We start from the raw sequence: 24181 nt of genomic DNA, 5'->3' as shown, positions 1-24181 counted from the left end.
CAATGGGTTCCCTCAAAACTCGCTGTGCCTGCAACGCTTGCAGCCCCAGTCCGGAACCAGGGTGCTGGCCCAGCATAATCCACAGGGTTATTCACACCCCGTGGATAATCGGCTACTGAGCCACTCTAGGGGATGAAAAGCCTAGAAGATAGCTGGCCTCCGGCTTGTGGATAATTACACCGTTGTGGTTTTTAAACCGGCCCTGTGAGCCAGTTCATCCACAGGCTGCAGGGGCAGGTTAGGAACAACTGGGGATAGCAGGCGGGGGCGCCTCCGGTTTGACTCAGGGGCTGAAATTGCCTAACGTTGTGAAGTCCTTTGTGTCCGCTTTTTGGTCCCATCCGACCCTCCCAGGCGCTCCGCGTCAGGGCAGCCGGGAAAGCGTGCACATACAAAACTTAGCGTCGGCCAGTTCTTCCCCATACTGATCGGGTGGGCGCACCTTTGATCCACTGGAGTAACTAACGTGAGCAAGCGGACTTTTCAGCCGAATAACCGCCGTCGGGCCAAGAAGCACGGCTTCCGCCTTCGTATGCGCACCCGTGCCGGCCGCGCCATCCTGGCTGCCCGCCGTGGCAAGGGCCGCACCGAGCTGTCGGCTTAAATACCTGATTTGTCGGTAGACATCCCATTGCGAGTTTAAGGTGCTGGCCGCCCGCAACCGCTTGAGGACTGCAGCCGATTTTTCAACAACCGTACGTTCCGGTGTCCGCAATGGGCGCCGGAACGTAGTGTTATATGCGACAGCTATAGCTGCCGACGAACCCAGCCGGATCGGGTTCATCGTTTCCAAGAGTGTAGGGAACGCTGTGGTCAGGAACCTCGTTAAGCGGAGACTGAGGGAAGCAGGTGCTGCATCGCTGCGTGAACACGGCACCGGTTTCGCCATAGTGGTCCGGGCGCTTCCCGCGTCCGCTTCAGCCAGCTGGGACCAGTTGCTGAATGACTACAACGCTGCACTGGAATCGACGCTCGCCCGGCTGGCCGGCCGCCTGCCAAAGGCAGCCGCGAACCGTTCGGCCGGTACAACACAGGAGGGGACACCGCGTGCGTAACGCCACCGCCGTCGTCGCCCGTCTCAGTCCTGTTGCCGCCGCCGTCGGAATGTTCCTGTGGAACCTGCCCCGGAACGTCCTCATCCTGTTGCTGAAGGCTTACCGCAAGGTGGTATCGCCCCTGTATGGGCAGGTCTGCCGATTTTTCCCTTCATGCTCGGCCTATGCCCTTGAGGCGGTCACTGTCCATGGCGCCGTCAAGGGCAGCTGGCTCGCGGTCCGGCGACTCGGCCGCTGCCATCCATGGAACGCCGGCGGTGTGGACCACGTCCCCGCCGGAAACCGGGAATGGCCGGAGAGCCAGACCCCCACGATTGTTGTGCTGAACAACCCGGACAAGTACCTGGCTGCTCGGACTAATGGAGAAGGCCGCAGCGCGGCCTGACGAATAGGGATAAGTATGGACTTCTTTGAAACAATCATGTTTCCGTTCAAATGGCTTGTGTCCATCATCATGGTGGGCTTCCATGAGGGCCTGACCGCCATCGGTATGCCCGAGGCATCGGGCTGGACCTGGACGCTGTCCATCATCGGGCTGGTGCTTGTGATCCGCGCTGCCCTTATTCCCGTGTTCGTCAAGCAGATCAAGGCACAGCGCGGCATGCAGCTCCTGCAGCCGGACCTCAAGAAGCTGCAGGACAAGTACAAGGGCAAGACTGACCAGCTGTCCCGCCAGGCCATGGCCCAGGAACAGATGGCCATGTACAAGAAGCACGGCACCAACCCGTTCTCCGCCTGCCTGCCCATGCTGATCCAGATGCCGTTCTTCTTCGCGCTGTTCACGGTGCTTTCAGGCATCTCGGGGGCCCGTGACAAGGGCGAGGGCATCGGTGCGATGAGCCATGACCAGGTTGTCCAGTTCGACGATTCCACCATCTTCGGGGCACCGCTGAACGCCACGCTGCTGCACGGCGGTGGCGGCGAAAACCAGGTGATGGTCGCAGTGCTGTCGATCCTGATGATTCTTGCCATGACTGCCTCGCAATTCATCACGCAGAAGCAGATTATGGCCAAGAACATGTCCGAAGAGGCCATGGCCAGCCCGTTCATGCGGCAGCAGAAGATGATGCTTTACATCCTCCCCATCGTGTTCGGTGTGGGTGGCATCAACTTCCCCATCGGCGTCCTGATCTACTGGACCACCACCAACCTTTGGACAATGGGCCAGCAGTTTTTCGTTATCCGCCGCATGCCGACGCCGGGATCCCCTGCTGCAAAGGCCCTCGCCGAACGCCGCGCCGCCAAGGGCCTTCCCGCCCTGCCGATCCTGAGCGGCAGAAAGGAAGCTGATGAGGCTGCGGCAACCGTCCCCGCCGAACCCAAGGGCCAGCGTGTCCAGCCACAGCGCAAGAACAGGAAGAAGAAGTAATGTCAGCCGAGAGCACCGAACGCGCACTTTCCGAGGACATGATGGACAGCCAGGACGAGTCCGCGAACGAAGAGACTTCCACTCCGCGGGTGTCAGCTGTGAGCCGGCTTGAAGAAGAAGGCGATATCGCTGCCGACTACCTGGAGGAACTACTCGATATCGCCGACATCGACGGTGACTTTGACATCGAAGTACGCAACGGCCGCACCTACATCTCGATCGTAGCTGACGAGGAAGTCGAAGGGCTGGAGAGCCTGGTTGGCGAGGACGGTGAAGTCCTCGAGGCCCTGCAGGAGCTGACGCGGCTCGCCGTGTTATCCGCCACGGAGAACCGTTCACGGCTGGTGCTGGACATCAACGGGTACCGGCAGGAGCGTACCGGCCACCTGCAGAAGATTGCAGAGGACGCCGCGGCGGCCGTGAAGGAAACCGGGAAGCCCGTTGCGCTGGAGCCGATGAGCGCCTACGAGCGGAAGATTGTCCATGACGCCGTTGCCGACCTGGGGCTCGTCAGTGAGTCCGAAGGCGAAGGCAATGGGCGCCATATTGTCGTATCCGCCGACTAGAGAATTGCTGGCCCCGCTAATAATGGTTGACATCACGGCAGCTGAACTCCGGGCGGCTGAAAAGATTTTTGGTGGCAGGCTGGACCTGGCCAAGCGGTACGTTGAACACCTCGCCACGTCGGGAACGGAACGGGGCCTGATTGGCCCGCGCGAGATTCCCCGGCTGTGGAGCAGGCATGTCCTCAACTGTGCCGTCATCGAAAGCGAGATTCCGCAGGGCAGCCATGTTGCCGACGTCGGCAGCGGTGCGGGCCTGCCCGGTCTTTGCCTTGCGATAGCACGCCCGGATCTTGAACTCACCCTCATTGAGCCCTTGGAGCGCAGGGTGATCTGGCTCCAGGAGGTCGTGGACGATCTGGGGCTGGATAACGTTACGGTAATGCGGAGCCGCGCCGAGGCAGCGGTGGGACAGGTAAATGCCGATGTGGTTACCGCCCGCGCGGTATCCGCACTCAGCAACCTGGCCGGGCTGACTATTCCGCTGCTGGCAGGGCACGGCGAGGTGGTGGCGATCAAGGGCCGCAGTGCGGCTGAGGAGATCGAAAAGGCCGCCAAGGCGATCCGCAAACTCGGTGGTGTGGAAACTTCTGTACTCACTGTGGGTGATGGCCTCCTTGAGGAGCCCACAACGGTAGTCCGCATCGTCATCAACAAGTCCCAAAAGAAGTCCTAGTCGTGGCCCGGCAGCCGATGTCTGCCGGGTCCAGCAGTTAGGCTAGTCAACGGCAGCAAAATTGGCTGAACGAGAGTGAGTGTGCCCCAGTGACCAGTAGTGAAGCCTCCGCACAACGGATACCGCCGTTCGTGTCATTGGGGTCAGCACGTTCTGTCGCTGGTCCGGGCATGGCCCCCGGCAGGGGTGGAAATCACCCGCGTTCGGTTGCAGGCGCCGCTAACTCTGCGTTGGTTTCACGTGAAACAACCCCTGCAGGGCGACCGAACATTATTGATGCGATAGACGACTCAAGCCCCATCGCCCGGGAGCTGGCCCATGAAACCAAGCGCCGTGAGCGCCTCATGGGACGCAAGTTGCCCCGGCCGGAGAAAACCCGCATCTTCACCGTCTCCAACCAGAAGGGTGGAGTGGGAAAGACCACCACCACCGTGAACATCGCTGCAGCCCTGGCTGCAGCCGGCCTCAACGTCCTGGTCATCGACATCGACCCGCAGGGCAATGCTTCCACCGCCTTGGGCATTGAGCACCACGCCGACGTGGACAGCATCTACGACGTCCTCATCAACGATGTTGCACTGGCAGATGTAGTGGCCCAGTGCCCCGATATCGATAAGCTTATTTGCGCGCCCGCCACCATTCACCTTGCAGGGGCCGAAATTGAGCTCGTTTCCCTGGTCGCCCGGGAGCAACGGCTCCGTCGGGCAATCGACGTGTACGCCAAGACACGCGAAAAGAACGGCGAGGAGCGGCTCGACTATATCTTCATCGACTGCCCGCCGAGCCTGGGCCTGCTGACAGTTAATGCCTTCTGTGCAGCGAACGAGGTACTCATTCCCATCCAGTGTGAGTACTACGCTCTCGAAGGCCTCAGCCAGCTGCTGAAGAACATCGAGATGATTCAGAAGCACCTCAATGATGAACTGGTCGTTTCCACGATCCTGTTGACGATGTACGACGGCCGCACCAATCTTGCTGCGCAGGTGGCTGCCGAGGTCCGAACCCACTTTCCCGAGCAGGTATTGTCTGCTGTCGTCCCGCGCTCGGTCCGCATCTCCGAGGCACCAAGCTACCAGCAGACTGTTATGACCTATGACCCATCCTCCAGTGGAGCTTTGTCCTATCTGGAAGCCGCTGCCGAAATAGCAGAACGCTAGAATCTTCAAACTGCAACGACCGGCGCCGGAAGTGCCTGGTTCTACCACTGGAGGGATTTATCCATGAGCGAGAAGCGACGGGGCCTAGGCCGCGGTCTTGGCGCGCTGATTCCAAGTTCCGCCGCAACGAACGGGCAGGCGAATGCCGCTGCTGCGTCCCGGCCTGTCGATCTCTTCTTTCCTGAGGGCCGCAAGAAGGCCGATGATACAAACGGCAAGGCACCCGGCTCGGCGGAGTCTGTCGCCGAAAAGCTGATCGCGCCTCGGACGCCCGGGTCAGCCGGCAAGCGTGCTGGAACGAAAGAACCCGCTTCGGAACGTTCCGAAAGCACTGAATCTACTGCCGCCGCGAAGAGCACACGTGCTGCCTCACGCCCGGCCTCCAAGAGTGCAAACCCAGAGGAGTCCGTCGAGGAACGGGTAACCGCTGCGCCGGATCCTTCACCTAACCAGGCCCGGGATGTGGCAATGGGAACGGAGCTTGTCGAGGCGTTTGCCGGAACCGACACCGGAGTGGAACTGGTAGAAGTGCCTGGAGCGCGCTTTGCTGAAATTGCGGTTGCTGACATTCATCCCAACCGCAAGCAGCCGCGTACCGTCTTCGATGAAGACGACATGGCGGAGCTTGTTCACTCCGTTCGGGAAATTGGCGTTCTCCAGCCCATTGTTGTACGTAACTCAACCGAAGCCGGTAGTGAGCCCTACGAGCTTGTCATGGGCGAGCGGCGTTGGCGTGCTGTACAGGCTGCAGGGCTCGAAACAATCCCGGCCATAATCCGGGACACCACCGACGACGATCTCCTCCGCGACGCATTGTTGGAAAACCTGCACCGGAGTCAGCTCAACCCCCTGGAAGAGGCAGCGGCGTACCAGCAGCTGCTGGAGGACTTTGGCACCACGCATGAGCAGCTTGCGGACCGCATTGGCCGATCCCGCCCGCAGGTCTCAAACACGCTGCGCCTGCTGAAGCTTCCGCCGCTGGTACAGCGACGTGTGGCTGCCGGGGTGCTGTCCGCCGGTCATGCCCGTGCTCTGCTGTCCTTGCCCGATCCTGCCGCCATGGAACGGCTCGCACAGAAGATCGTGGCGGAGGGCATGTCGGTGCGTTCAACCGAAGAAGCAGTAGCCCTTTACCAGGACCCGGCCAAACCTGCCAAGAACAACATTCCCCGGCCAGGTGCCCGGCATGAGCGGCTCGATTACCTGGCGTCCTCATTGTCGGACCGTCTGGATACGAACGTAAAGATCTCACTTGGCGTCCGAAAGGGCAAAGTCAGCATCGAGTTCGCCAGCGTAGAGGACTTGAACCGTATTATGGATGTCCTGGCCCCAGGGTCCACCAGTTAGTTATTCGTTTGTAAGAAGGCCCGGTTCTTTATGGATCGGGCCTTTTTCGTCTACGGACGCAGGGTGTTGGACCGAGCTGATACGTCAGCAACTTGGAATCGCCCTGGTAGGCGGAATTCAGAGAAGCTAATGGCAAGTCGGTGATCGGCCCGTATGGCTAGTTGGTTTGCGATGCAGCTATAGGTCAAGTGTTGTCCTGGTTTTCCGAGCTGTCCTACATCAAACTCACGCGCAAGAGTGCTCCGACTCGCGCTGGCCGCCTGTTCTGCAGCGCCTGATCGAGCGCGGACTTATCAGCATCCAGCGTCAGAGTCCAGTGAAGGGCCCGGCCTTCACTGGTTAGGAAGCGCCAGTGGTTCCACGCCCTACTAACGTCGCCACGGCGTTTCACGTGAAACGCGCGCGCCGTGGACGCTCCGCTGACGATAGTCCTCCAGTCTGTCGCAGGGACTTCGGCCTTCAACGGGGCTTCTTGTCAGTCGAGCGACCCAGCGCTCGTGGTGGACTGTGGGGCTTGGGATAAAAGCTGAGTAGTGGGACCTGGACGTGCGGTGTCGGTGATGTGTACAAACATGCGATATCTTCTGTCTGGACACGTGATGTGATGGCATAGTCGGTGTAAACTTGCGCTGCGTGGCAATACTGCAGGAGTGCCGAGCCTTACGGATCCCCTGCACGAACGCACACCGCATGCATAAGACTGACAGCGTTCTCCAATAGCGGTTACGCCATGGGGTATGTAGGCCGGCTTTGGGGTCCAGCAAGGTTGTGACGATCTGCCGAAGCTCAGCTTCCGGTATGAGCCGAACGGTTTCACGTGAAACAACGCGGATCGGTCCGGGATCCCCATGCGCGATGATGATAGGCAGAATGCCATGCAGACGGCGGAGACTGATCAGTACGGTGGATGACTTGTTGGCCAAAGTTCCAATTAGCATTGTATGCGCGTGTGGGTCGCGACCGTGGATCCTTTGTATAACGATCGACTGTGCAGGGCTGGGTCGTTGTTTCACGTGAAACGCAGCAGTTGCGCGTCCGCGCATGGCGCTGAGCGCCAATCCTGTGCCATCGCCAATCACACTCAGTGGTGAACGCGCCGCGCCGCCTAGGCGTCGCTGCTACTCATAAAATCACAGGTTGCATACCGGAGGTACGCGGCTGGAAGTAAACGTCTGGATCGGTGATGGCTTCTGACCGGCGTTTTTGAGGTTGATGGTTAGAGTAGACGGGCGGGCGCGCAAAGCTTCGCCAATTCCGCACATGCTTTATGCAAAGCGGTGGTTCTTGTGGGGCGCGGACGGGAGTCGATTTCCATGCTGATGAAGCCATACTACTGGACCTAGTATTGGCACAGCCGGTTGTCGCCGAACACTGACGCTGGATATGGACGCCGGCGTGAGGCGCGAGTTTCGAAGCGTACTTGTAGGGTGCGGGTGGACATTGGGCAATCGGCCAGGTGACTGGGAGTCGGATGGCATCAGTCGCCGCAGTTGCCCGAAGACTTTCCGGGCATCCCCTGTGGCTGAAACCGCCTGCCTATGTAGCTCGCAGGACATCGTGGGGTGCAGCGTCTAGAGCCCTACTATGTTTTTGTACTACCCGTGATTTGTCCATGTCTTATCGGTCCTTTTTGCTGCCCCCTGGCTCCATTCGCCCATGAGCGATCCGACCGTACTGGTACTCGAGAAGGAAGGTTTGCCTATGCCCCTATCCGAGACAGCTGTCCGCTGTGCGTACGGAATTCAGGCGTGAGTAGCTGTGCATTGCCCCGTGGATAATGTTGTGGATAACGATGGGGATAAACGGGTTGTCCGAGCCAGCCGTGCACCTCGCTGCCTATTCCTATGTGCAGATGATAAGTTCCTCTAGGCCGTTGCCCTGCCGCCGCCAGCAGGCGTAGCGACGGCGTTTCACGTGAAACGTGCGTCTGCACAGGCTTCGGCGACGGGACTCCGCGCTTACGTGCGCTTCGATAAGTCCAAAACGGTCGTATTCAGGGCTTTATCAGGCGATATGATCAGCGCCTAGACATCGGGCATGCCGACCTGAACGGTCGAGTCCCAGGATAACGGCCGCAACCGTCCCACGTTCGTCGCTGGGTACGCTGCGCTCTCGACCAGCTGGATGTACCGCCCACCATGAGGCCACTGTGGATAACCCTGTGCATACCGCAGGTTGTCGCTTGTGGATATCGTGTGGATAGTACCCCCGCAAGGTCGTCCCGCCATCTACGCATTGGGTGCGGAGGCCTTTCCCAGCGCTGGTCGCCTATTGCCGATTTGTGAGGGGACAAGTGCCTGCGCTCCCCAGAGCACGGACCTGGACGCGCGGACCTCATGCAGGCAGAGTTGACGGGCTGGTTTCCGCGTGATCCTTCATGCTCTTGTTGTCAGTCTTCCGCGCACTGAGGGGCTGTGTAAGTAGTGTTTGCCTTGTCCTTGGTGCCTTGACGTGTGTCGCTGCATCTCCAGGCTGCGGGTGTTGTCCACTGAGGCAGACCGCTATCCCCTGACGCTCATGTTTCTGCAGACAGGCATAGCACCGACAGTCGACACCCGTGCAACCAGAATTTACCGGGCAGAGGGTTGGAGGTGATCCCGACTTGAACATCCAGCCAGTGCTGAAGCCCAGTTGTAGTCTAGGGCAGAGGCGCATGGTGGAGCCTGCACGGACCGGCCGCGGGGAGTGCCGATAATTGTGCAACCTGCCACCAACGGCTTCGGCCCCCGCTCACATGCTTGATATCTGGGGTGCCCGCCTACGTACGGATAGACATTGGCTCCAGCGCGTTTTGTAGTCCACCCATGGCCGAGCCGCGGTGGCGAGTCCTGCACATCTGGGCCTTCGATCAGGAAGTCGCGCTGTCATCAGTGCCCGGTTATCGTCTACCCGCATCAGGGGTACTGGAAATGAGTGTGGCTGGCCGCTTCTTACCGATGCGCAGTGCTCTGGTAAAGCTTGGGCCAGGAGGCCGCCGCGCGCGTCATACCTGTGCTCGTCTGGAATTCTGACTGCGCCTGGAACCCAGCGGCTGGTTTCACGTGAAACGGCCGCATGAAATTCAACTGCCCGGTGCGGTGAGTGAATGTGAGCTTACCGCCCGGCTCTCCACCGAAGTCCGGCTGCTCGGCACGGATAAGCCGCCGATGAGCTGCAGTGCGTGAACGGTGCTGAACTGGCGCTTCTTGGTGGTAGCCCACCGCAGTGCACAGGTGCAATGGCTAACTGTGGTTAGCACCGGCATCATTACGGCGAACTCACGTATGAGACACAGGGCTGGTGGCTGTTGAGGGTCTGCCCGGTGGCTGGTGCTGGTAGGACTAATCAATGCAGTCGCCCTGCCTTAGGGAGTGTTTGTGGAGCTACGTCATGTCTTCAGCTGATTGACCAGTGACCGCCCCCGCTGCAAAAAGTTGCCGGTTGCTGTTAGTTGGGCTACTCCAACCTCATTCGGCGCGCTTCGAGTATCGGAACTACTTCGGGCTTTGTTGGCCCGTACCGTATGCAGCGCCTACATGCAGGCCAGTGTTCGAGGGACGCTTTTAGTGCCGGCCTTGTTGGTAGTAGCGCGCATGGCGCGTCCTGATGTTGTGGCCCGGTCCTGCTGGCTGTAGAGCGCAATCTGGCGTTTTTCGAATCCTACAGCCGGGTCCCAGGATCAGGAGTACTAGCCGCGACTTAGGAGCGCGATAGCTGATTGCGGAAGTTGGACCCGGTGTGCACCGCTAGTACGCATCCGCCTATCCGGGTTGCCTTTGAAGAATGGCGGGCGCTAGGCTCATTCGCGACAACTGATCCCAAGTTTGGGCAACTACTTCTCAGTTAGGTGGAGCCGCTTGTCAGAATTAGTGTAAAGACCGATTCACGAGCATTGTCGATGCAGATGTGCGGCCACGTGCTGCCCAGACGAATGTTGACAATTAACCCGGCCTTTAAGATTCTGTTCCGTTTCACGTGAAACACCCACCTCTTACTGTAACCGACAAGCGATTGCAATCGCCGCGGGCAGCATTCTCTGACGCTTCATCCATCGACGCCTTGCCTCGCCCCGCTACTGCTACTGAGATAGGCCAAGTGCCGAGATACACAACCGGACCTCACGTCAGGTGCACAGGCAAATTCGGGTTGCTGGGCGCGCTGCTACAAAGTACTCGACGACAGGGGGCGTAGCGTTTCACGTGAAACAAGCCTCACACTGCCGCAGCCTGTCGGATACGGCAACTTACGACAACCCACCCGCGTGCAAACACTTCTCCCCCGCAAAGGTGGTTGGTGCCAAAAAAGTGGTCACCACCCGAAGGTGGTGACCACTTCTGATGAAACGCCGAGCGCCCCGGGCTTAGCCCTAGGACAGAACGTCTGAGAACTCCTTCTCAAAGAACTGCTTCGGCTTAGCACCGATAACGGTGTTCTTCACTTCGCCGCCCTGGAAAAGGTAGACGGCAGGAATGGACGTGATCCCGTATTCTGCGGCAATGGAGGGATTGTCGTCCACGTTAACCTTCACGACGTCAACCTTTTCGCTGTATTCAACGGAGATCTCGTCGAGAATGGGCCCGAGCTTGCGGCAGGGACCGCACCATTCAGCCCAGAAGTCTACTATCACCGGCTTTTCGGAGGACAGCACGTCCGTTCCGAAGCTTGCATCGGTTACGTCTTTAGCGTTGCTCATACCTATTTCTCCTCTGATCGTGATTCTAGTGGCTTAGACGGGAAGGTCGGCCAGGTAGTGCTCCACATCAAGGGCGGCCACACATCCTGAGCCGGAAGCAGTAATAGCCTGCCGGTACGTGGGGTCGATGACATCACCGGCGGCGAAGACACCCGGAATGCTGGTCCTGGAGCTACGGCCTTCTACGGCAATGGTTCCTTCGGGCGTCAGGGCAAGGACATCCTTAACGAGGTCGGTCCGGGGATCATTGCCGATAGCCACGAAGACGCCGGTGACTGCAAGGTCAGTTTCAGTGCCGTCGAGAACATTCTTCAACTTCAGGCCGGTGACTTTGTTGCCACCGAGAACGTCTTCCACCGTGGTGTTCCACATGAAATCGATCTTCTCGTGGGCGAGTGCCCTGTCAGCCATGATCTTGGACGCCTTGAGGGAGTCCCGGCGGTGCACAACCGTTACGGACCTTGCGAACTTTGTGAGGAACAGGGCCTCTTCCATGGCTGAATCGCCGCCGCCGATAACGGCAATCTCCTGGCCCTTGAAGAAGAAACCGTCACAGGTTGCACACCAGCTAACGCCGTGTCCGGAAAGCCGCTTTTCGTTCGGCAGTCCGAGCTCCCGGTAAGCTGAGCCAGTGGAGAGGATGACGGCCCGTGCATGGAAGGTCTCCCCCGTCCCGATGGTGACGGTCTTCACCGGGCCCTCGAGATCCAGCGAAGTGACATCCTCGAACTGGATTTCGGTGCCAAAACGCGCTGCCTGCTTTTCGAAGTTCTCCATGAGATCCGGCCCCATTATGCCCTCGGGGAAGCCCGGGTAATTCTCCACGTCGGTGGTGTTCATCAGTTCACCGCCCGCAGTAACGGAACCGGCGATTAGCAACGGCTTAAGGTTGGCACGTGCCGTGTAGACGGCTGCCGTGTAACCTGCCGGACCGGAGCCGACAATAATGACATCACGTACTTCGGACGCGGTGTTTTCTGCGATGGTCACGGAACGGTGAACCTCTTCCTTACTTGACGCGCCTCCTTGTGGAGGCCGGCCACATGGCACAACTGAAACTGCATGCTGAATATTCCGGCGCCGGACACGGGAGACCGCCGGTGCATGGCAAAAGCCATCCCCGTCAAACGCTCATTCCAGATTACCGTTCCTGCAGACACTCCAAACCGACTGAGACGCTTTGCAGCGGATTCCCGGGCCAGCAGTGGAAGTAACAAAAAAGGCAGCGGCCCTCCCCCAAACGGGGAAGGGCCGCCAACGCGGTGCGCTGTGCCGTTACTGCACCTTAATCTCGGCCAGGCGGATTCCGTAACCGTAGCGGGTTTTGGGTGCTGCGAGCCGCGGAAGGGAATTGATGGAGACGATGACGTACTCCGCCTCGACAGGCTCCGCCAGCGGCATGTTGAGGTCTGTGGACGTGAAGCTGTTGGTTCCCACAGCCTTTGCTCCGTCCAGTGACGGGCGGTCGTTCGTGTAAACGGTGATATTGCCGCCGGAGCCACCCAGCTGCGAAAGGGTGATGGACGATACCGTTGCGGGGTTCTCCAGCTTCACAACGAGCGGGACACCCTGCGGTGCCAGGCCACCCCAGTTTTCAGTGGCGAACTCCATGTCAGACCAGTAGCTGGCGGCGTTTCCGTCATACGCCTTAACCAGGTCGCCATCAAAAGTTGCGGCGAAATCGAAGGTCCCCTGCCGGGAGACGCTTTCGATAGCCGGCGGCACTACTGGCGGGGCAGAGGTCGGAGCCTGGGTAGGTGCTGCAGCGGTACCTTGCGGCGCGCTGTTAGTGGCCGGTGCGGGATCGTTCGCCTGCGGCTGGGCGAAGAAACTGCCGAGGTTCGTTACCGCGAACACGAGGCCAGCAATGAGTACGACGGCGAGAAGGCCGCCAACCAGCCAGCGCATCGACCGGGGCTCCCGCCCGGGTTCGTCGCGGTCGCCGTCGTAATCGCCCTGGTCCGCAAAGGAGACACCAGCGGCTGCCGGCGCTGCGGCGCGGGCGAACATCGTCGATTTCTTGTTGACCGGCTGCTGCTCGTCCGCGGGCTCCTCGTCATAGTGGGCCTGGTGGTCGGCCTGGGCGTAGTCCTCATCGGACCACAGGGATACCTTGGGCTTTCCGGAGGCGGCCGCCGGGGCGGGAGCGTCCGAAGAAGCAGCGGCGGAAACGTCCCGTACGGGATGCGCGGCAGTTGCTTCCGGGTCATTGCCGGCAGCGTTCCTTGCGGTGGAGGCGGCAGAACCGGCGCCGGCAGCGCCGGCGGCGGCTGCCACGCCGCCAACAGCAGCAGCGCCGCCAACAGCAGCAGCGCCGCCAACAGCAGCCCTGCCGATAGCGGAGGCACCCTTCCGCTCCGGGGCATCACCGGAGCGTGCGGGGGAAACGGGAGCGGTGCGTCCGGCCAAGGGCGCTGCCGCCGGGCGTGCAGGCGGCTTGGGCGGCACAGCGGGAGCCGTGCGGTAAGGATCAACCTGGCTCCGGTGCGGGTCGCCGTAATTGATGTAGCCGGCGTCAACGTTGTCTTCCTCGTCGTACGGCTCGGGCTCGTGGGACCGGGGCTGGCCGAAGATTTCGCTGCCGAGGGTGTCCGTGAAGAAAGGCTCCACGTAGGGCGGGTTCGACGCCACTACGAGGTCCAGAAGGTCGGCGGCGGACGTGTGGTTGGTGATCAGGTACGTGGCGGCATCACTTACACCGAGGTCCAGCACCTGGACGGTGCCGGGCCGTTCCCCGGTGGCAACCTCGCGGGCGCTCTGGGCAACCTGTTCGGTATTCTGCGGTCCGGCCACCAGGATACTGACGGGCCGGTTCAAGACCTGGTCCACGCCATCCAGCACCAGATCGTGGTCGTGAGAGGCCAATACGGTGGCTGTCACCTTGTAGCGGCCGCCCAGTACTGATCCGACGTCGATCGGGTTGGACACGTGCTCCTCCTAGACTGTCCGGGGCCACGGCATTGGATAATCGGCCCCGTTCACGGACCTGCTGCCCAGCTTGCCCGTGAAGATAACTCCCCCTGTACCTTTTTGATCCTAGCCGATTGCGTCCGGCGCACTGCTGAAAACGGCCTTGGGAGACGGCGAGCCAATCACTTTTTCCGCGGCTTCCGGCGCTTGAAGTAGGGGTTCTCGCCGGCCTTCCCCTGGAAGGTGCGGCGGCCTGGAAGCGGGATCTGTTCGCGGAGCAGGCCTCCCCTTGCCGTACTCGGCTGGTCCTCGCCGGGCAGGTAGCCGCCACCGGACGTTCCGTCCCCGCCCGCGGACGAACCGCCGTCGTAATAATTTGGGCGTCCGTGTGGCCGCTCCGGCTCGGGCCCGGCACGGAAGGACGCCGCATCAAACTCTCCGGAGATCCGCGGGATGAGGCCGGTGTCCACCGAGGTGGTGGCGCGTTCGGGGCGGCGGGCACTTGCCTCGGCCGCGGCGCCTTCCACTGAAGGCGTCCCTTCAAGAGCGGACGACGGCGGGGTCCCCCCTGCCGCTGCAGGCGCAGCGGGGCCGCCGCGGCCCAGGCGGCCAAGCAGCGGTCCAAGCAGGTCGCGGAGTTCGGATACCCGGAACAGCCTGAGCAGCAGGAAGTACGCCACCAGCATGACGGGACCCACCACAATCACCGTTACCAGTGCGGTTACCCTGTCACGCCAGGCGAAGCCGTCCGGGCTGTAGCTGCCCATGAGCCACAGGGCACCCGCACCGGCGATGGCGGAACCGAGCGCGGCGTACCCCATGCGGATGTACGAGCTGGCGATCCGGGGCCCGTCGAGGTGGCCCAGGAGGCGGCGCAGGAACCAGGCGCTGATGACCACGGACAGGATATTGCCCACCATATAGAGGACCGCGATGGCGTAGATGATCTGGTTGACCGGCAGGAACTGGATGGCGAAGGCGCCCGCCACGTAGACCACGGCCAGCAGCAGCTGGATGTAGAACGGCGTCCGGGCATCCTCGTTGGCGTAGAACACCCGGGACATCATGAAGTTCGCGCTCATGAACGGTGTGCTGAGGGCCAGGATGGTGAGGGTCTGGGCCAGCATCACGCCGTCGTTGCGGAGCCCGCCTGAGAAAAACATCCCCAGGGGGCCGGCCAGCGCAAACAGGGCCAGTGCGCCGAAGACCGTGGCCACCGCCATGGTCCGCAGCCCGTGTGACAGGGCATCCCGCAGCTCTGCCCGGTTGCCGTCCTGCGATGCCCTGGTCATGCGGTTGAACAGGACCGTGGCCAGGGAAAGGGCGATGATGGAGTGCGGCAGCAGGTACAGCTGGCTGGCCACCTCAAGCACCGCGTTGCCGGGCAGCATCTCGGCGGCCGGATCGCCGGCCTCCTGCAGCCTCAGGCGTTCGGCGCCGGGGATGGTGGCGATGCGCATGACGTACAGGAATGCGAGCTGCCCGACGGCGGCGGTCAGCAGCGTCCAAACGCTCAGTCTGGCTGCCTGGCCGAGCCCCACACCCCGCCAGCCGAACCGCGGACGGAGTCCCAGGCGCAGGCGCATGACGGGAATCATCAGGATGGCAGTCTGGGAGACGACGCCGATGGTGGAGAACCCTGCGACAAACAGTGTTTGCGTATCGCCCCAGTTGTCCAGGGTGTGCGGGTTGAACTCGTTGCTGCCGAAGATCCAGATGAACATCCCCAGGCCGGCGATGGCCACCAGGTTGTTGAGGATGGGCGCCCACATTGCCGGCCCGAAGGCTCCGTTGGCGTTGAGGACCTGCGTGAGCAGGGCGTAGAGGCCGTAGAAGAAGATCTGCGGCAGGCACCAGAAGGCAAACGTCACTGCCAGGGCCTTCTGTTGCGGCGAGTAGCCCTGGGTGGTGGCGTCGATGACCAATGGGGCCGCAAGCGTCACCAGCGCCGTAAGGCCCAGCAGGAGAAGGACAGCCAGCGTCAGCAGCCGGCTGATGTAGTCCGCTCCCCTGTCCGGGGCTTTGCTGGCCTTGATGATCTGCGGCACCAGCACGGCGTTGAATACCCCGCCCGCCACAAGGAGGAAGATCAGGTTGGGCAGGTTGTTTGCGTTGATGAAGGTGTCATTGACTGTGGAACCGAGCCCCAGCGCTGTGCCGAGCATCCAGGTTTTCCCGAAGCCCAGGAAACGCGACACAAGGGTTCCCGCCGCCATGATGGCACTGGAACGGGTTTCGCTCGCACCCGACGCTGCCGGCGGCACTGACTCTGCCGGTCCGGCAGCCTGTGCCGCCTCCGCCGGAGCCACCTGCGGATTGCCTGCGTCCGGGCCGGCCAGGCTTGGGCTGTCCGCATCCGCGGGCAGGCCGTTGGGGCGGGCGCCGCCAGGGCGGCCGGCGTTGTCGGAAGGGAAGTTGGTAGCTGACATCGAGTTCATCGTCTCACCCGCGGGGGCTTATCACCGCAACCCGGGAAGCTGTGTGCAGGCCGGGCCCTACAGATGCCCGGGCAGGACCTCGCGCGCAAGATCGGCGATGCGCCGCTCATTGGGAAAGGACAGTTTGCGTGCCAGTTCCTGGATGGGCACCCAAGCCACGTCCACGGCTTCCTGGTCGGGATCATTTTCGATGGTCAGCTCGCCGCCGGTGGCGCGCAGGAGGTAGTGGTGCACGGTCTTATGGACGCGGTGGCCGCTGACCGTGAACCAGTAATCGATGCTGCCCAGCGGCGCGAGGATGCTGCCCTCGATGCCGGTTTCCTCGGCAATTTCCCTGACGGCGGCCTGCTCGTTGTTTTCCTTGCCCTCCGGGTGGCCTTTCGGCAGGCACCACTCCAGGCGTCCGCCCCGGTTAAGGCGGGCGATAATCGCAACCCTCAGTTCGGCGTCGGACGTATCCACCACCACGCCGCCGGCCGATACTTCCTCCACTGTGGGCAGTGAGGCCGGTGCCGGATGCTGGACAGGGGCAACGTGCGCACCGATCGCCGACGGCAATGGTGCGTTTGTCCTCCTGCCTGGAGCGCTCGGTACTGGATGGGCCATGGAGTCCACTCTAACGACTGTTGCCCGTTCCTGATGACCGGAACATGACACCAACATGGACGGCATATGACACGGTTTCCGGGCAGCCGGACGATTACCGGGGATCTTGACTCCTTTTTTGGCCTGCCATGCCTCCGCTTTCTGCCAAGCTTAAGTAACTATGGCGCACGCACATCACAAGACTGATTCCCACACCGTCGACTTCCAGGTGGACCCGGTGGTCCTGGAGCTTGGCCGGCGTTTTGTGGACGCCGGACATGAACTGTCGCTGGTGGGCGGACCCGTGCGCGACCTGTTCCTGGGGCGGAACTCCCCCGACCTGGACTTCACCACGGACGCCACGCCGGACCAGACGGTGGCCCTCATTAAGAAGTGGGCGGACAACTTCTGGGAGATCGGACGTGCCTTCGGAACGATCGGCATGCGCAAGGATGGGTTCCAGATCGAAATCACCACGTACCGGGCGGAGGCGTACGATCCCGAGTCCCGCAAACCAGTGGTGGCGTTCGGGTCCTCGCTGACTGATGACCTGCTGCGCCGGGATTTCACCATCAACGCGATGGCCCTGAAACTGCCGTCAATGGAGCTGGTGGACCCCTTCGGCGGCGTCCGGGACCTGCACTCCTACGTGCTGGCCACCCCCGGCGCGCCGGAGGCTTCCTTCTCCGATGATCCTTTGAGGATGATGCGGGCCGCCAGGTTCGCCGCGCAGCTGGGCGTGTCCGTCCATGACGACGTCCGGGAAGCCATGACCCGGATGGCTGAACGGATCAGCATCATCTCGGCGGAGCGGGTGCGGGATGAACTGGTCAAGCTTATTTCCGGTGCGCATCCCCGCACTGGCGTGGACCTGCTCGTGGACACCGGCCTGGCGGACCATGTGCTGCCCGAAGTTTCGGCGCTCCGCCTCGAGTCTGACGAGCACCACCGGCACAAGGACGTCTACCAGCATTCCCTGCAGGTTCTGGAACAGGCAGCGGAGCTGGAAACGGACGCCGACGGCCCGGTGCCCGGGCCCGACTTCGTGCTGCGCTTCGCGGCGTTGATGCACGACGTCGGCAAGCCGGCTACGCGGCGCTTTGAACCGGGCGGCGCGGTGAGCTTCCGCCACCACGACATGGTTGGTGCCAAACTCACCACGAAGCGTATGAAGGCCCTGCGCTTCGATAACGACACAACCAAGGCCGTTGCCCGCCTGGTGGAGCTGCACATGCGGTTCTATGGCTACGGCGATGCCGGCTGGACCGACTCCGCCGTCCGCCGGTACGTCACCGACGCCGGACCCTTGCTGGAACGCCTGCACCGGCTCACCCGCTCCGACGTGACCACCCGGAACCAGCGCAAGGCGGAACGGCTGGCCTTTGCCTACGACGACCTGGAAGCGCGCATCACGGCCCTTAAGGAACAGGAATCCCTGGACGCCGTCCGGCCGGACCTGGACGGGGCGCAAATCATGGCGCTGCTCGGCCTTAAGCCCGGCCCCGTCGTGGGCAGGGCGTATAAGTTCCTCCTCAATGAGCGGATGGAGAACGGACCTCTGCCACGGGAAGAGGCCGAGGCCAGGCTGCTCGACTGGTGGGCCGGACAGCCTGAATCCGCACCTGCCGCGGTGGAGCCTGATGAGTCTCCCGACGCCGTCGAACCTTCCCCTGCCAAGGAGTCCAAGTGACCTACCCTGCACTCGCCCCCCGCCCCCAGCTCTGGATCCTTCGCCACGGCGAGACGGAATGGTCCAAGAGCGGCCAGTACACGGGGCTGACGGACCTGCCGCTGACAGTGGAGGGTGAGCAGCAGGCAGTGGAAGCGCGGAAGGTGCTCGACGGCGTCGACTTCGACCTGGTGCTTACCTCGCCGCTGCGGCGTGCCCGGCGGACGGCGGAACTGGCCGGCTTTCCGGACGCGCAGCACGAGCCCCTGGCGGTGGAGTGGAACTACGGTGACTACGAAGGCATCAGCTCGGACCTGATCCGCAAGGACAACCCGGACTACCTCATCTGGACGCACGGCGTTCCCAACGGGGAGACGCTGGACGAGGTGGCGGCCAGGGCCGACAAAATCATTGGCAGGGTCCTGGAGTCCGGGATGGACAATGTCCTGATCGTGGCGCATGGCCACTTTTCCCGCATCCTGACCGCCCGTTGGCTCGAAATGCCGCCTACTGAAGGCCGGCATTTCATCCTCGGAACAGCCAAGGTCTGCACCTTGGGCTGGGACAAAAGGACTCCCGCGATTGTCCGCTGGGGACTGTAGACCTGTTGCACCAGCAGCTGGGTGGCCTGCGCAGACCCGGACATGCGGTGCGGGAGGCTGGGCATCAACCATGAAGGCACCCCGGTAAGCTCATCTGCATGGAGGAGACCCAGCCCCTGGGGCACCGAGGCCGGTCCCGCCTGGTGGTACCGAGCCGCAGTGACGTGCTGCTGCGGAATTTCACGGAGGTCATCGGCGGGCCCCTTGGCCGCAGGTCCGAGCCCGGCATCGTCTCACCGGGACTCTTCACCGTGGAACGGGTCCTGGTCCTCCTCACCGTCATCTCGGCATTCGTCGGGATCCTGGTAAAGGGCTATTGCCGTGTAAACGGCTGGGAGTCCCCCGCGCAGTTCTACGCCACCTGCTATTCGGACTTTCCCGATCTCTTCCGCAACCGCGGGCTGGCGGATGGCGCCTTTCCCGTCCTGGGCAGCCAATTCGAATACCCGGTGGTCACGGCGCTGGTGGCCGGACTGACCGCCTGGCTGGTTCCGGGAAGCGGCGTGACGGAGGGTCGGGTGCTGGCGTACTTCGATGTCAACGCGGCACTGTTGGCCTGCGCCCTGATCGTGACCGTGCTCGCTACGGCCAGGACGTCGGAACGCCGCCCCTGGGACAGTGCGCTGGTGGCCCTTGCACCGGGAATCATCCTTGCCGGGACCATCAACTGGGACCTTTGGACGGTCTGCCTTGTCGCCGTCGGCATGTACTTTTTCGCCCGGCAGCGGCTGGTGCCCGCCGGCGTCCTGATCGGTGTGGCCGCCGCAACGAATGTGTATCCACTGCTGCTGCTGGCGGGTATTGCCCTGTTGGGGGTGCGCACCGGCAGGATCCGCCCCCTGATGGTAACGGGAGGGTCAGCCGCTGCAGCCTGGATGGGAGTCAACCTGCCTTTTGCCGCCGCGAACTTCAGCGGATGGGCCTACTATTTCCAGTTCGCAGCCGGCCGTGATGCCGGCTACGGTTCCCCCTGGTTTGCCTACAACCTGGTGGCCGAAAGGCTTCGCTGGCCAGGGCTGGGTCCGGAAGGGGTGGACGTGCTGTCGCCGGCCCTCTTTGCTGTGCTGTGCGTGGCGATCGCCGTTATGGCGCTCAGTGCTCCGCGGCGACCGCGCCTCGCCCAGCTGGTTTTCCTTCTGGTGGCCGCATTCATCCTCACCGGCAAGGCATATTCCCCCCAGTTCGTCGTGTGGCTGGTTCCCCTGCTGGCCCTGGCCCGGCCGCGGTGGCGGGACTTCCTGGTCTGGCAGGGCGTGGAAAGCCTCCACTGGGCCGCAGTGTGGATGTACCTTGGTCAGGTGACGAGTTCCGGCTCATCCCAGCACAACCTTGACATGCCGTACTACGTCCTGGCCGTGGTTGCCCACATGTTCGCTGTGGCCTACCTGATGGTGCGGGTCACCTGGGACATCTACGACCCCCGCTACGATCCCATCCGGCGGCACCACCTGGATGACCCCCATGGGGGACCCTTCGACGGCGCCCCGGACAGACTCACGTGGCGGCTTGGCAGCCCCGCAGTCGCGAGCCGACGACGGAAGGACCTTTTCCATGCCTGACGTAGCCGTGGTGGGGGCCGGCCCCAACGGGCTGGCCGCAGCAGCAGTGATGGCCCGTGCCGGCCTGTCCGTTGAGGTCTTCGAAGCGTCCCCCTCGATCGGCGGCGGGACACGGACCACCGAGCTGATGCAGCCCGGACATTTCCACGACGTGTGCTCGGCGGTTCACCCCATGGCCCTGGCCTCACCCTTCTTTCGGGCATTCGAGCTGGCCCGAAGGGTGAAGCTGGTCAGCCCCGACATCTCGTACGCCTCACCCCTTGACGGCGGACGGGCCGCCATCGCATACCGGTCGCTGGACCGCACTGCTTTCGAACTCGGCCGCGACGGGGCAGCGTACCGGAAGCTGTTCGCGCCTCTCGTCAGGAATATCGACGGCGTCATGGACTTCACGCAGAACCAGCTGTTCCGGATTCCCCGAAGCCCGCTCGCCGCCGGGGTATTCGGACTGCGGACGGTGGAGCAGGGAACACCGGTGTGGAACGCCAGGTTCCGGGAGGACCTCGCCCCCGCCCTGCTGAGCGGGGTTACCTCCCACGCCATCGCCCACCAGCCCTCGCTTGCTGCTTCAGGTGCCGGATTGATGCTGGGCGCACTGGGACATGCCCAGGGATGGCCCATCCCGATAGGCGGTTCGATCGCCATTTCCACAGCACTCGCGGAGGACATTCGCGCGCACGGAGGCGTCATCCACACCGACGCCCCCATAAACCGGCTCGAGGAACTCCCTCCGGTCCGCGCCACACTGCTCAACGTGTCGCCCCGGGGCCTGGGTGCAATGGCGGGTGACTCGCTGCCTGCCCGCTACCGCTCGTCGCTGGAGTCGTTCCGTTACGGGAACGCTTCCTGCAAGGTGGATTTCATCCTGTCGGGTCCCGTTCCCTGGGCTGCTCCCGGACTGGCCGACGCCGGCACCGTCCACCTGGGCGGCAGCCGGGAGGAGCTGGCGCATGCCGAAAATGAAGTGCACGCCGGGCGGCACCCGGACAGGCCCTACGTGCTGGTGGCCCAGCCCTCACGCTTCGATCCTGGCCGGGCGCCCGCGGGACGGCATACCCTTTGGACCTACTGCCATGTCCCCGCCGGTTCGACCAGGGACATGACGGAAGCCATCACCGCCCAACTGGAGCGCTTCGCACCGGGCTTCCGCGACCTTATTATCCAATCCAATGTGGTCACCGCCGCCGGGCTGGCGGAGTACAACCGGAACTACATCGGCGGTGATTTCAGTGTGGGCGCCATGGACCTGCGGGGCCTGGTGCAGAGGCCTGTGGTTTCCACCGTGCCATGGCGAACCCCGCTGCCCGGGGTGTATCTGTGTTCGTCTGCCACACCTCCCGGGCCCGGCGTTACCGGGATGCCAGGGTTTCATGCGGCGACATATGCGCTAAAGGACATATTCAGGCTTTCGCTCCCTCCACTCGGAGTGAAAGCAACGGCCGGAAGATGACGCTCAACCGGTACCGCAACATAGCAAAAGGGCCAACAAAAGCGGGGGATAATGGCGCGATGGGGAAGATTACAAAAATTTCGGCTGCCGTCGCCGCACTCTTGCTCGGAACATCGCTTGCAGCCTGCGATGACGGCCGCAGCGGCGCAGAAGCCGCAGCCACACAGTTTGCCGGGGCTGTCTCAGCGCTGGACATCGCGTCCGTGGCTTTTGACGGCAAGGATGCCGGTGCCGCGAACGATCAGCTGAAGAACGTATTTGCCGCGCTTGACCCCCAAAAGCCCGTTGTGGAAGCCGGTGATGTCAGCCTCGACGGCGACAAGGCCTCCGCGCCCCTGAACTACACCTGGAAGTTCGGGGAGGCGGAATGGAAGTACACCGTTTCAGCCAATTTCAGGAAGTCCGGTGACAAGTGGCTGACCGTCTGGGATCCCGCCACGCTGGCGCCGGGTCTTGCGGACTCCGAAATCCTGAGCATGGGATCCCAGTCACCGCCGCGTGCCGACATCCTTGGCGCCGGCGACGCTCCCCTGGTGACTTACCGGCCCGTGGTGAACGTCGGTATCGACAAGCCTCAGCTCGGAGGTGCCGATCCCGGTGAATCCGCCGGCAAGCTCGCAGCCCTGGTAGGGATTGATCCTGCCGCCTACACGGAACAGGTCAAGGCCTCGGGCGCACAGGCCTTCGTCCAGGCAATCACGCTGCGTGAAGAGGGCCGTACCATCACGGACGAGCAGATCTCGGCAATTCCGGGCGCGCGCGCCATCAAGGCAACCATGCCGCTGGCGCCCAGCCGCACCTTTGCCCGCGCTGTTCTCGGTTCGGTAGGCGAGGCCACGGCCGAACAGGTTGAGGCATCGGAAGGGGCCCTGTCCCCCGGTGACGTCACGGGCATCGGCGGGCTGCAGCAGCAGTACGATGAACAGCTCCGCGGCACGGACGCCGTCGTCATCCGTGCCCAGCGCGCGGACCTGACCCGTGAGCAGATCCAGTCCTCCGCCACGGATCCGCGCCGGGTGCTGTTCGAGGTGGCGCCCACTCCGGGCACCCCGCTCAAGACCACGCTGGACGCCAGGTTGCAGACGCTGGCGGAGACAACACTCGCCAAGGTTGGCCCCGCTTCTGCCATTGTCGCCCTGCGGCCCTCGACAGGAGCCGTCCTGGCTGTGGCATCCGGGCCCGGCAGCAACGGCTACAACACAGCCATGCTGGGCCAGTACGCGCCGGGGTCGATCTTCAAGATGGTGGATTCCCTTGCAATGTTCCGCAATGGCCTCACGCCGGACTCGAAGGTGGAATGCACACCGACGCTCACGGTGGACGGCAGGACCTTCAAAAACGCCGAAGGATATCCGGAAGGCTCCCTGGGGTCGGTGACCCTCCGGGATGCCTTTGCACACTCCTGCAACACCGCCTTCATTGCTGCCCGGAATGACGTTTCACAGCAACAGCTTGAGTCTGCCGCCATGGCCATGGGCCTGGCTGTGGAGGCGCCAACGCTGGGGGCCGAAGCCTTCCTGGGTTCCGTTCCCGGCGAAGCCGCCGGCACGGAACACGCTGCCTCAATGATTGGCCAGGGCAAGGTCCTGCTTTCCCCGCTGGCGGCGGCCATGATGGCGGGTTCTGTTGCCAAGGGCGCGCCCGTGTCTCCGCAGCTGGTCCTGAACCCCGACGGCGGTGCTGCCGCCGCCGGGACCACCAGCGGCTCCACGGCGCCGGCCGCCCAGCCCTCCGCGACGGCCACCGCTGAGGCTCCTGCAGCTGCCTCGGACCAACCCATCACGGCGGAAGAAGCCGCCTCGCTCCGGGACATGATGCGCGCCGTCGTCACCTCAGGGCATGCCGGCTTCCTCTCGTCCGTGCCGGGCGAACCCGTAGGAGCCAAGACCGGAACGGCGGAGTTCGGCAACGAGAATCCGCCCAAGACCCACGCCTGGATCGTGGCCGTGCAAGGCGACCTGGCCGTGGCCGTGTTCGTCGAGGACGGCGGACTGGGAGCCACCACCTCCGGGCCGCTGCTGAAGGAGTTCCTCACCGCCGCGAGCTAGAGTTTTTGGGCAGATACGCGGACCTTCGCGCTATTTTGGCCGGCATATCTGCCCAAAAACTCTTGGAGCCGGGGCGTGGGA

General features: G+C 62.8%; 18 protein-coding genes. 13 read left to right on the top strand and 5 right to left on the bottom strand.

Annotation, left to right across the window (positions count from 1 at the left end; translation table 11 throughout):
* Positions 1-466: 466 nt before the first annotated feature.
* The 8 genes from rpmH (at position 467) to ACLH0K_RS17810 (ending at position 6167) form a co-directional block, all read left to right on the top strand.
* Positions 467-604: a 50S ribosomal protein L34 gene (gene rpmH, locus ACLH0K_RS17845; protein ID WP_003800212.1), complete on the top strand. Its 138-nt coding sequence runs from the start codon at positions 467-469 to the stop codon at positions 602-604.
* Between the two features lie 40 nt (positions 605-644).
* On the top strand, positions 645-1055 hold the full coding sequence (gene rnpA / locus ACLH0K_RS17840; RefSeq protein ID WP_411374847.1) for a ribonuclease P protein component: 411 nt from the start codon (positions 645-647) through the stop codon (positions 1053-1055).
* Positions 1048-1440 (top strand): membrane protein insertion efficiency factor YidD, encoded by a 393-nt coding sequence (yidD, locus tag ACLH0K_RS17835; protein ID WP_411374846.1) that lies wholly within the window; start codon positions 1048-1050, stop codon positions 1438-1440. The genes rnpA and yidD overlap by 8 nt, the downstream gene beginning before the upstream one ends.
* 15 nt (positions 1441-1455) lie before the next feature.
* Entirely contained in the window at positions 1456-2424 is a 969-nt protein-coding gene (yidC, locus tag ACLH0K_RS17830) for a membrane protein insertase YidC (RefSeq protein ID WP_411374845.1), read from the top strand.
* A complete protein-coding gene (locus tag ACLH0K_RS17825) occupies positions 2424-2990 on the top strand; it encodes a protein jag (protein WP_411374844.1) in 567 nt (188 codons plus the stop codon). Before yidC ends, ACLH0K_RS17825 begins: the two co-directional genes overlap by 1 nt.
* Positions 2991-3012: 22 nt before the next feature.
* The gene (gene rsmG, locus ACLH0K_RS17820) at positions 3013-3663 is read left to right on the top strand and encodes a 16S rRNA (guanine(527)-N(7))-methyltransferase RsmG (protein WP_411374843.1); all 651 of its coding nucleotides are present in this window, start codon (positions 3013-3015) and stop codon (positions 3661-3663) included.
* Positions 3664-3752: 89 nt separating this feature from the next.
* Positions 3753-4820: a ParA family protein gene (locus ACLH0K_RS17815; RefSeq protein ID WP_411374842.1), complete on the top strand. Its 1068-nt coding sequence runs from the start codon at positions 3753-3755 to the stop codon at positions 4818-4820.
* Positions 4821-4883: 63 nt separating this feature from the next.
* Positions 4884-6167 carry a ParB/RepB/Spo0J family partition protein gene (locus tag ACLH0K_RS17810; protein WP_411374841.1) on the top strand — a complete coding sequence of 428 codons (1284 nt, stop codon included), beginning with the start codon at positions 4884-4886 and terminating at the stop codon, positions 6165-6167.
* Positions 6168-10512: 4345 nt separating this feature from the next.
* Here ACLH0K_RS17810 and trxA read toward each other — a convergent pair.
* From trxA to ACLH0K_RS17785, 5 genes are all read right to left on the bottom strand, one after another.
* Entirely contained in the window at positions 10513-10839 is a 327-nt protein-coding gene (trxA, locus tag ACLH0K_RS17805; protein WP_411374840.1) for a thioredoxin, read from the bottom strand.
* 33 nt (positions 10840-10872) lie between these two features.
* Positions 10873-11829: a thioredoxin-disulfide reductase gene (trxB, locus tag ACLH0K_RS17800; RefSeq protein WP_411374839.1), complete on the bottom strand. Its 957-nt coding sequence runs from the start codon at positions 11827-11829 to the stop codon at positions 10873-10875.
* A gap of 285 nt (positions 11830-12114) precedes the next feature.
* Positions 12115-13767, bottom strand: a complete 1653-nt coding sequence (locus tag ACLH0K_RS17795) for an ABC transporter substrate-binding protein (RefSeq protein WP_411374838.1) — start codon at positions 13765-13767, stop codon at positions 12115-12117.
* 164 nt (positions 13768-13931) lie between these two features.
* A complete protein-coding gene (murJ, locus tag ACLH0K_RS17790) occupies positions 13932-16178 on the bottom strand; it encodes a murein biosynthesis integral membrane protein MurJ (protein WP_411374837.1) in 2247 nt (748 codons plus the stop codon).
* A 66-nt stretch (positions 16179-16244) separates the two neighbouring features.
* Entirely contained in the window at positions 16245-16745 is a 501-nt protein-coding gene (locus ACLH0K_RS17785) for an NUDIX hydrolase (protein WP_411376520.1), read from the bottom strand.
* Between the two features lie 208 nt (positions 16746-16953).
* Between ACLH0K_RS17785 and ACLH0K_RS17780 the strand changes: the two genes are divergently transcribed.
* From ACLH0K_RS17780 to ACLH0K_RS17760, 5 genes are all read left to right on the top strand, one after another.
* Positions 16954-18462: a CCA tRNA nucleotidyltransferase gene (locus ACLH0K_RS17780; protein ID WP_411374836.1), complete on the top strand. Its 1509-nt coding sequence runs from the start codon at positions 16954-16956 to the stop codon at positions 18460-18462.
* Positions 18459-19043 (top strand): histidine phosphatase family protein, encoded by a 585-nt coding sequence (locus ACLH0K_RS17775; RefSeq protein ID WP_138137221.1) that lies wholly within the window; start codon positions 18459-18461, stop codon positions 19041-19043. The genes ACLH0K_RS17780 and ACLH0K_RS17775 overlap by 4 nt, the downstream gene beginning before the upstream one ends.
* Before the next feature lie 98 nt (positions 19044-19141).
* Positions 19142-20602, top strand: coding sequence for a glycosyltransferase family 87 protein (locus tag ACLH0K_RS17770; RefSeq protein ID WP_411374835.1), 1461 nt, complete (start codon positions 19142-19144; stop codon positions 20600-20602).
* The gene (locus tag ACLH0K_RS17765; protein WP_411374834.1) at positions 20595-22052 is read left to right on the top strand and encodes a phytoene desaturase family protein; all 1458 of its coding nucleotides are present in this window, start codon (positions 20595-20597) and stop codon (positions 22050-22052) included. The genes ACLH0K_RS17770 and ACLH0K_RS17765 overlap by 8 nt, the downstream gene beginning before the upstream one ends.
* Before the next feature lie 59 nt (positions 22053-22111).
* Positions 22112-24100, top strand: a complete 1989-nt coding sequence (locus ACLH0K_RS17760; RefSeq protein WP_411374833.1) for a penicillin-binding transpeptidase domain-containing protein — start codon at positions 22112-22114, stop codon at positions 24098-24100.
* Positions 24101-24181 lie beyond the last annotated feature (81 nt).

Source organism: Arthrobacter sp. MPF02 (assembly GCF_046605375.1).
GTDB lineage: Bacteria > Actinomycetota > Actinomycetes > Actinomycetales > Micrococcaceae > Arthrobacter.
This window is presented reverse-complemented; position numbering and strand designations above follow the sequence as displayed.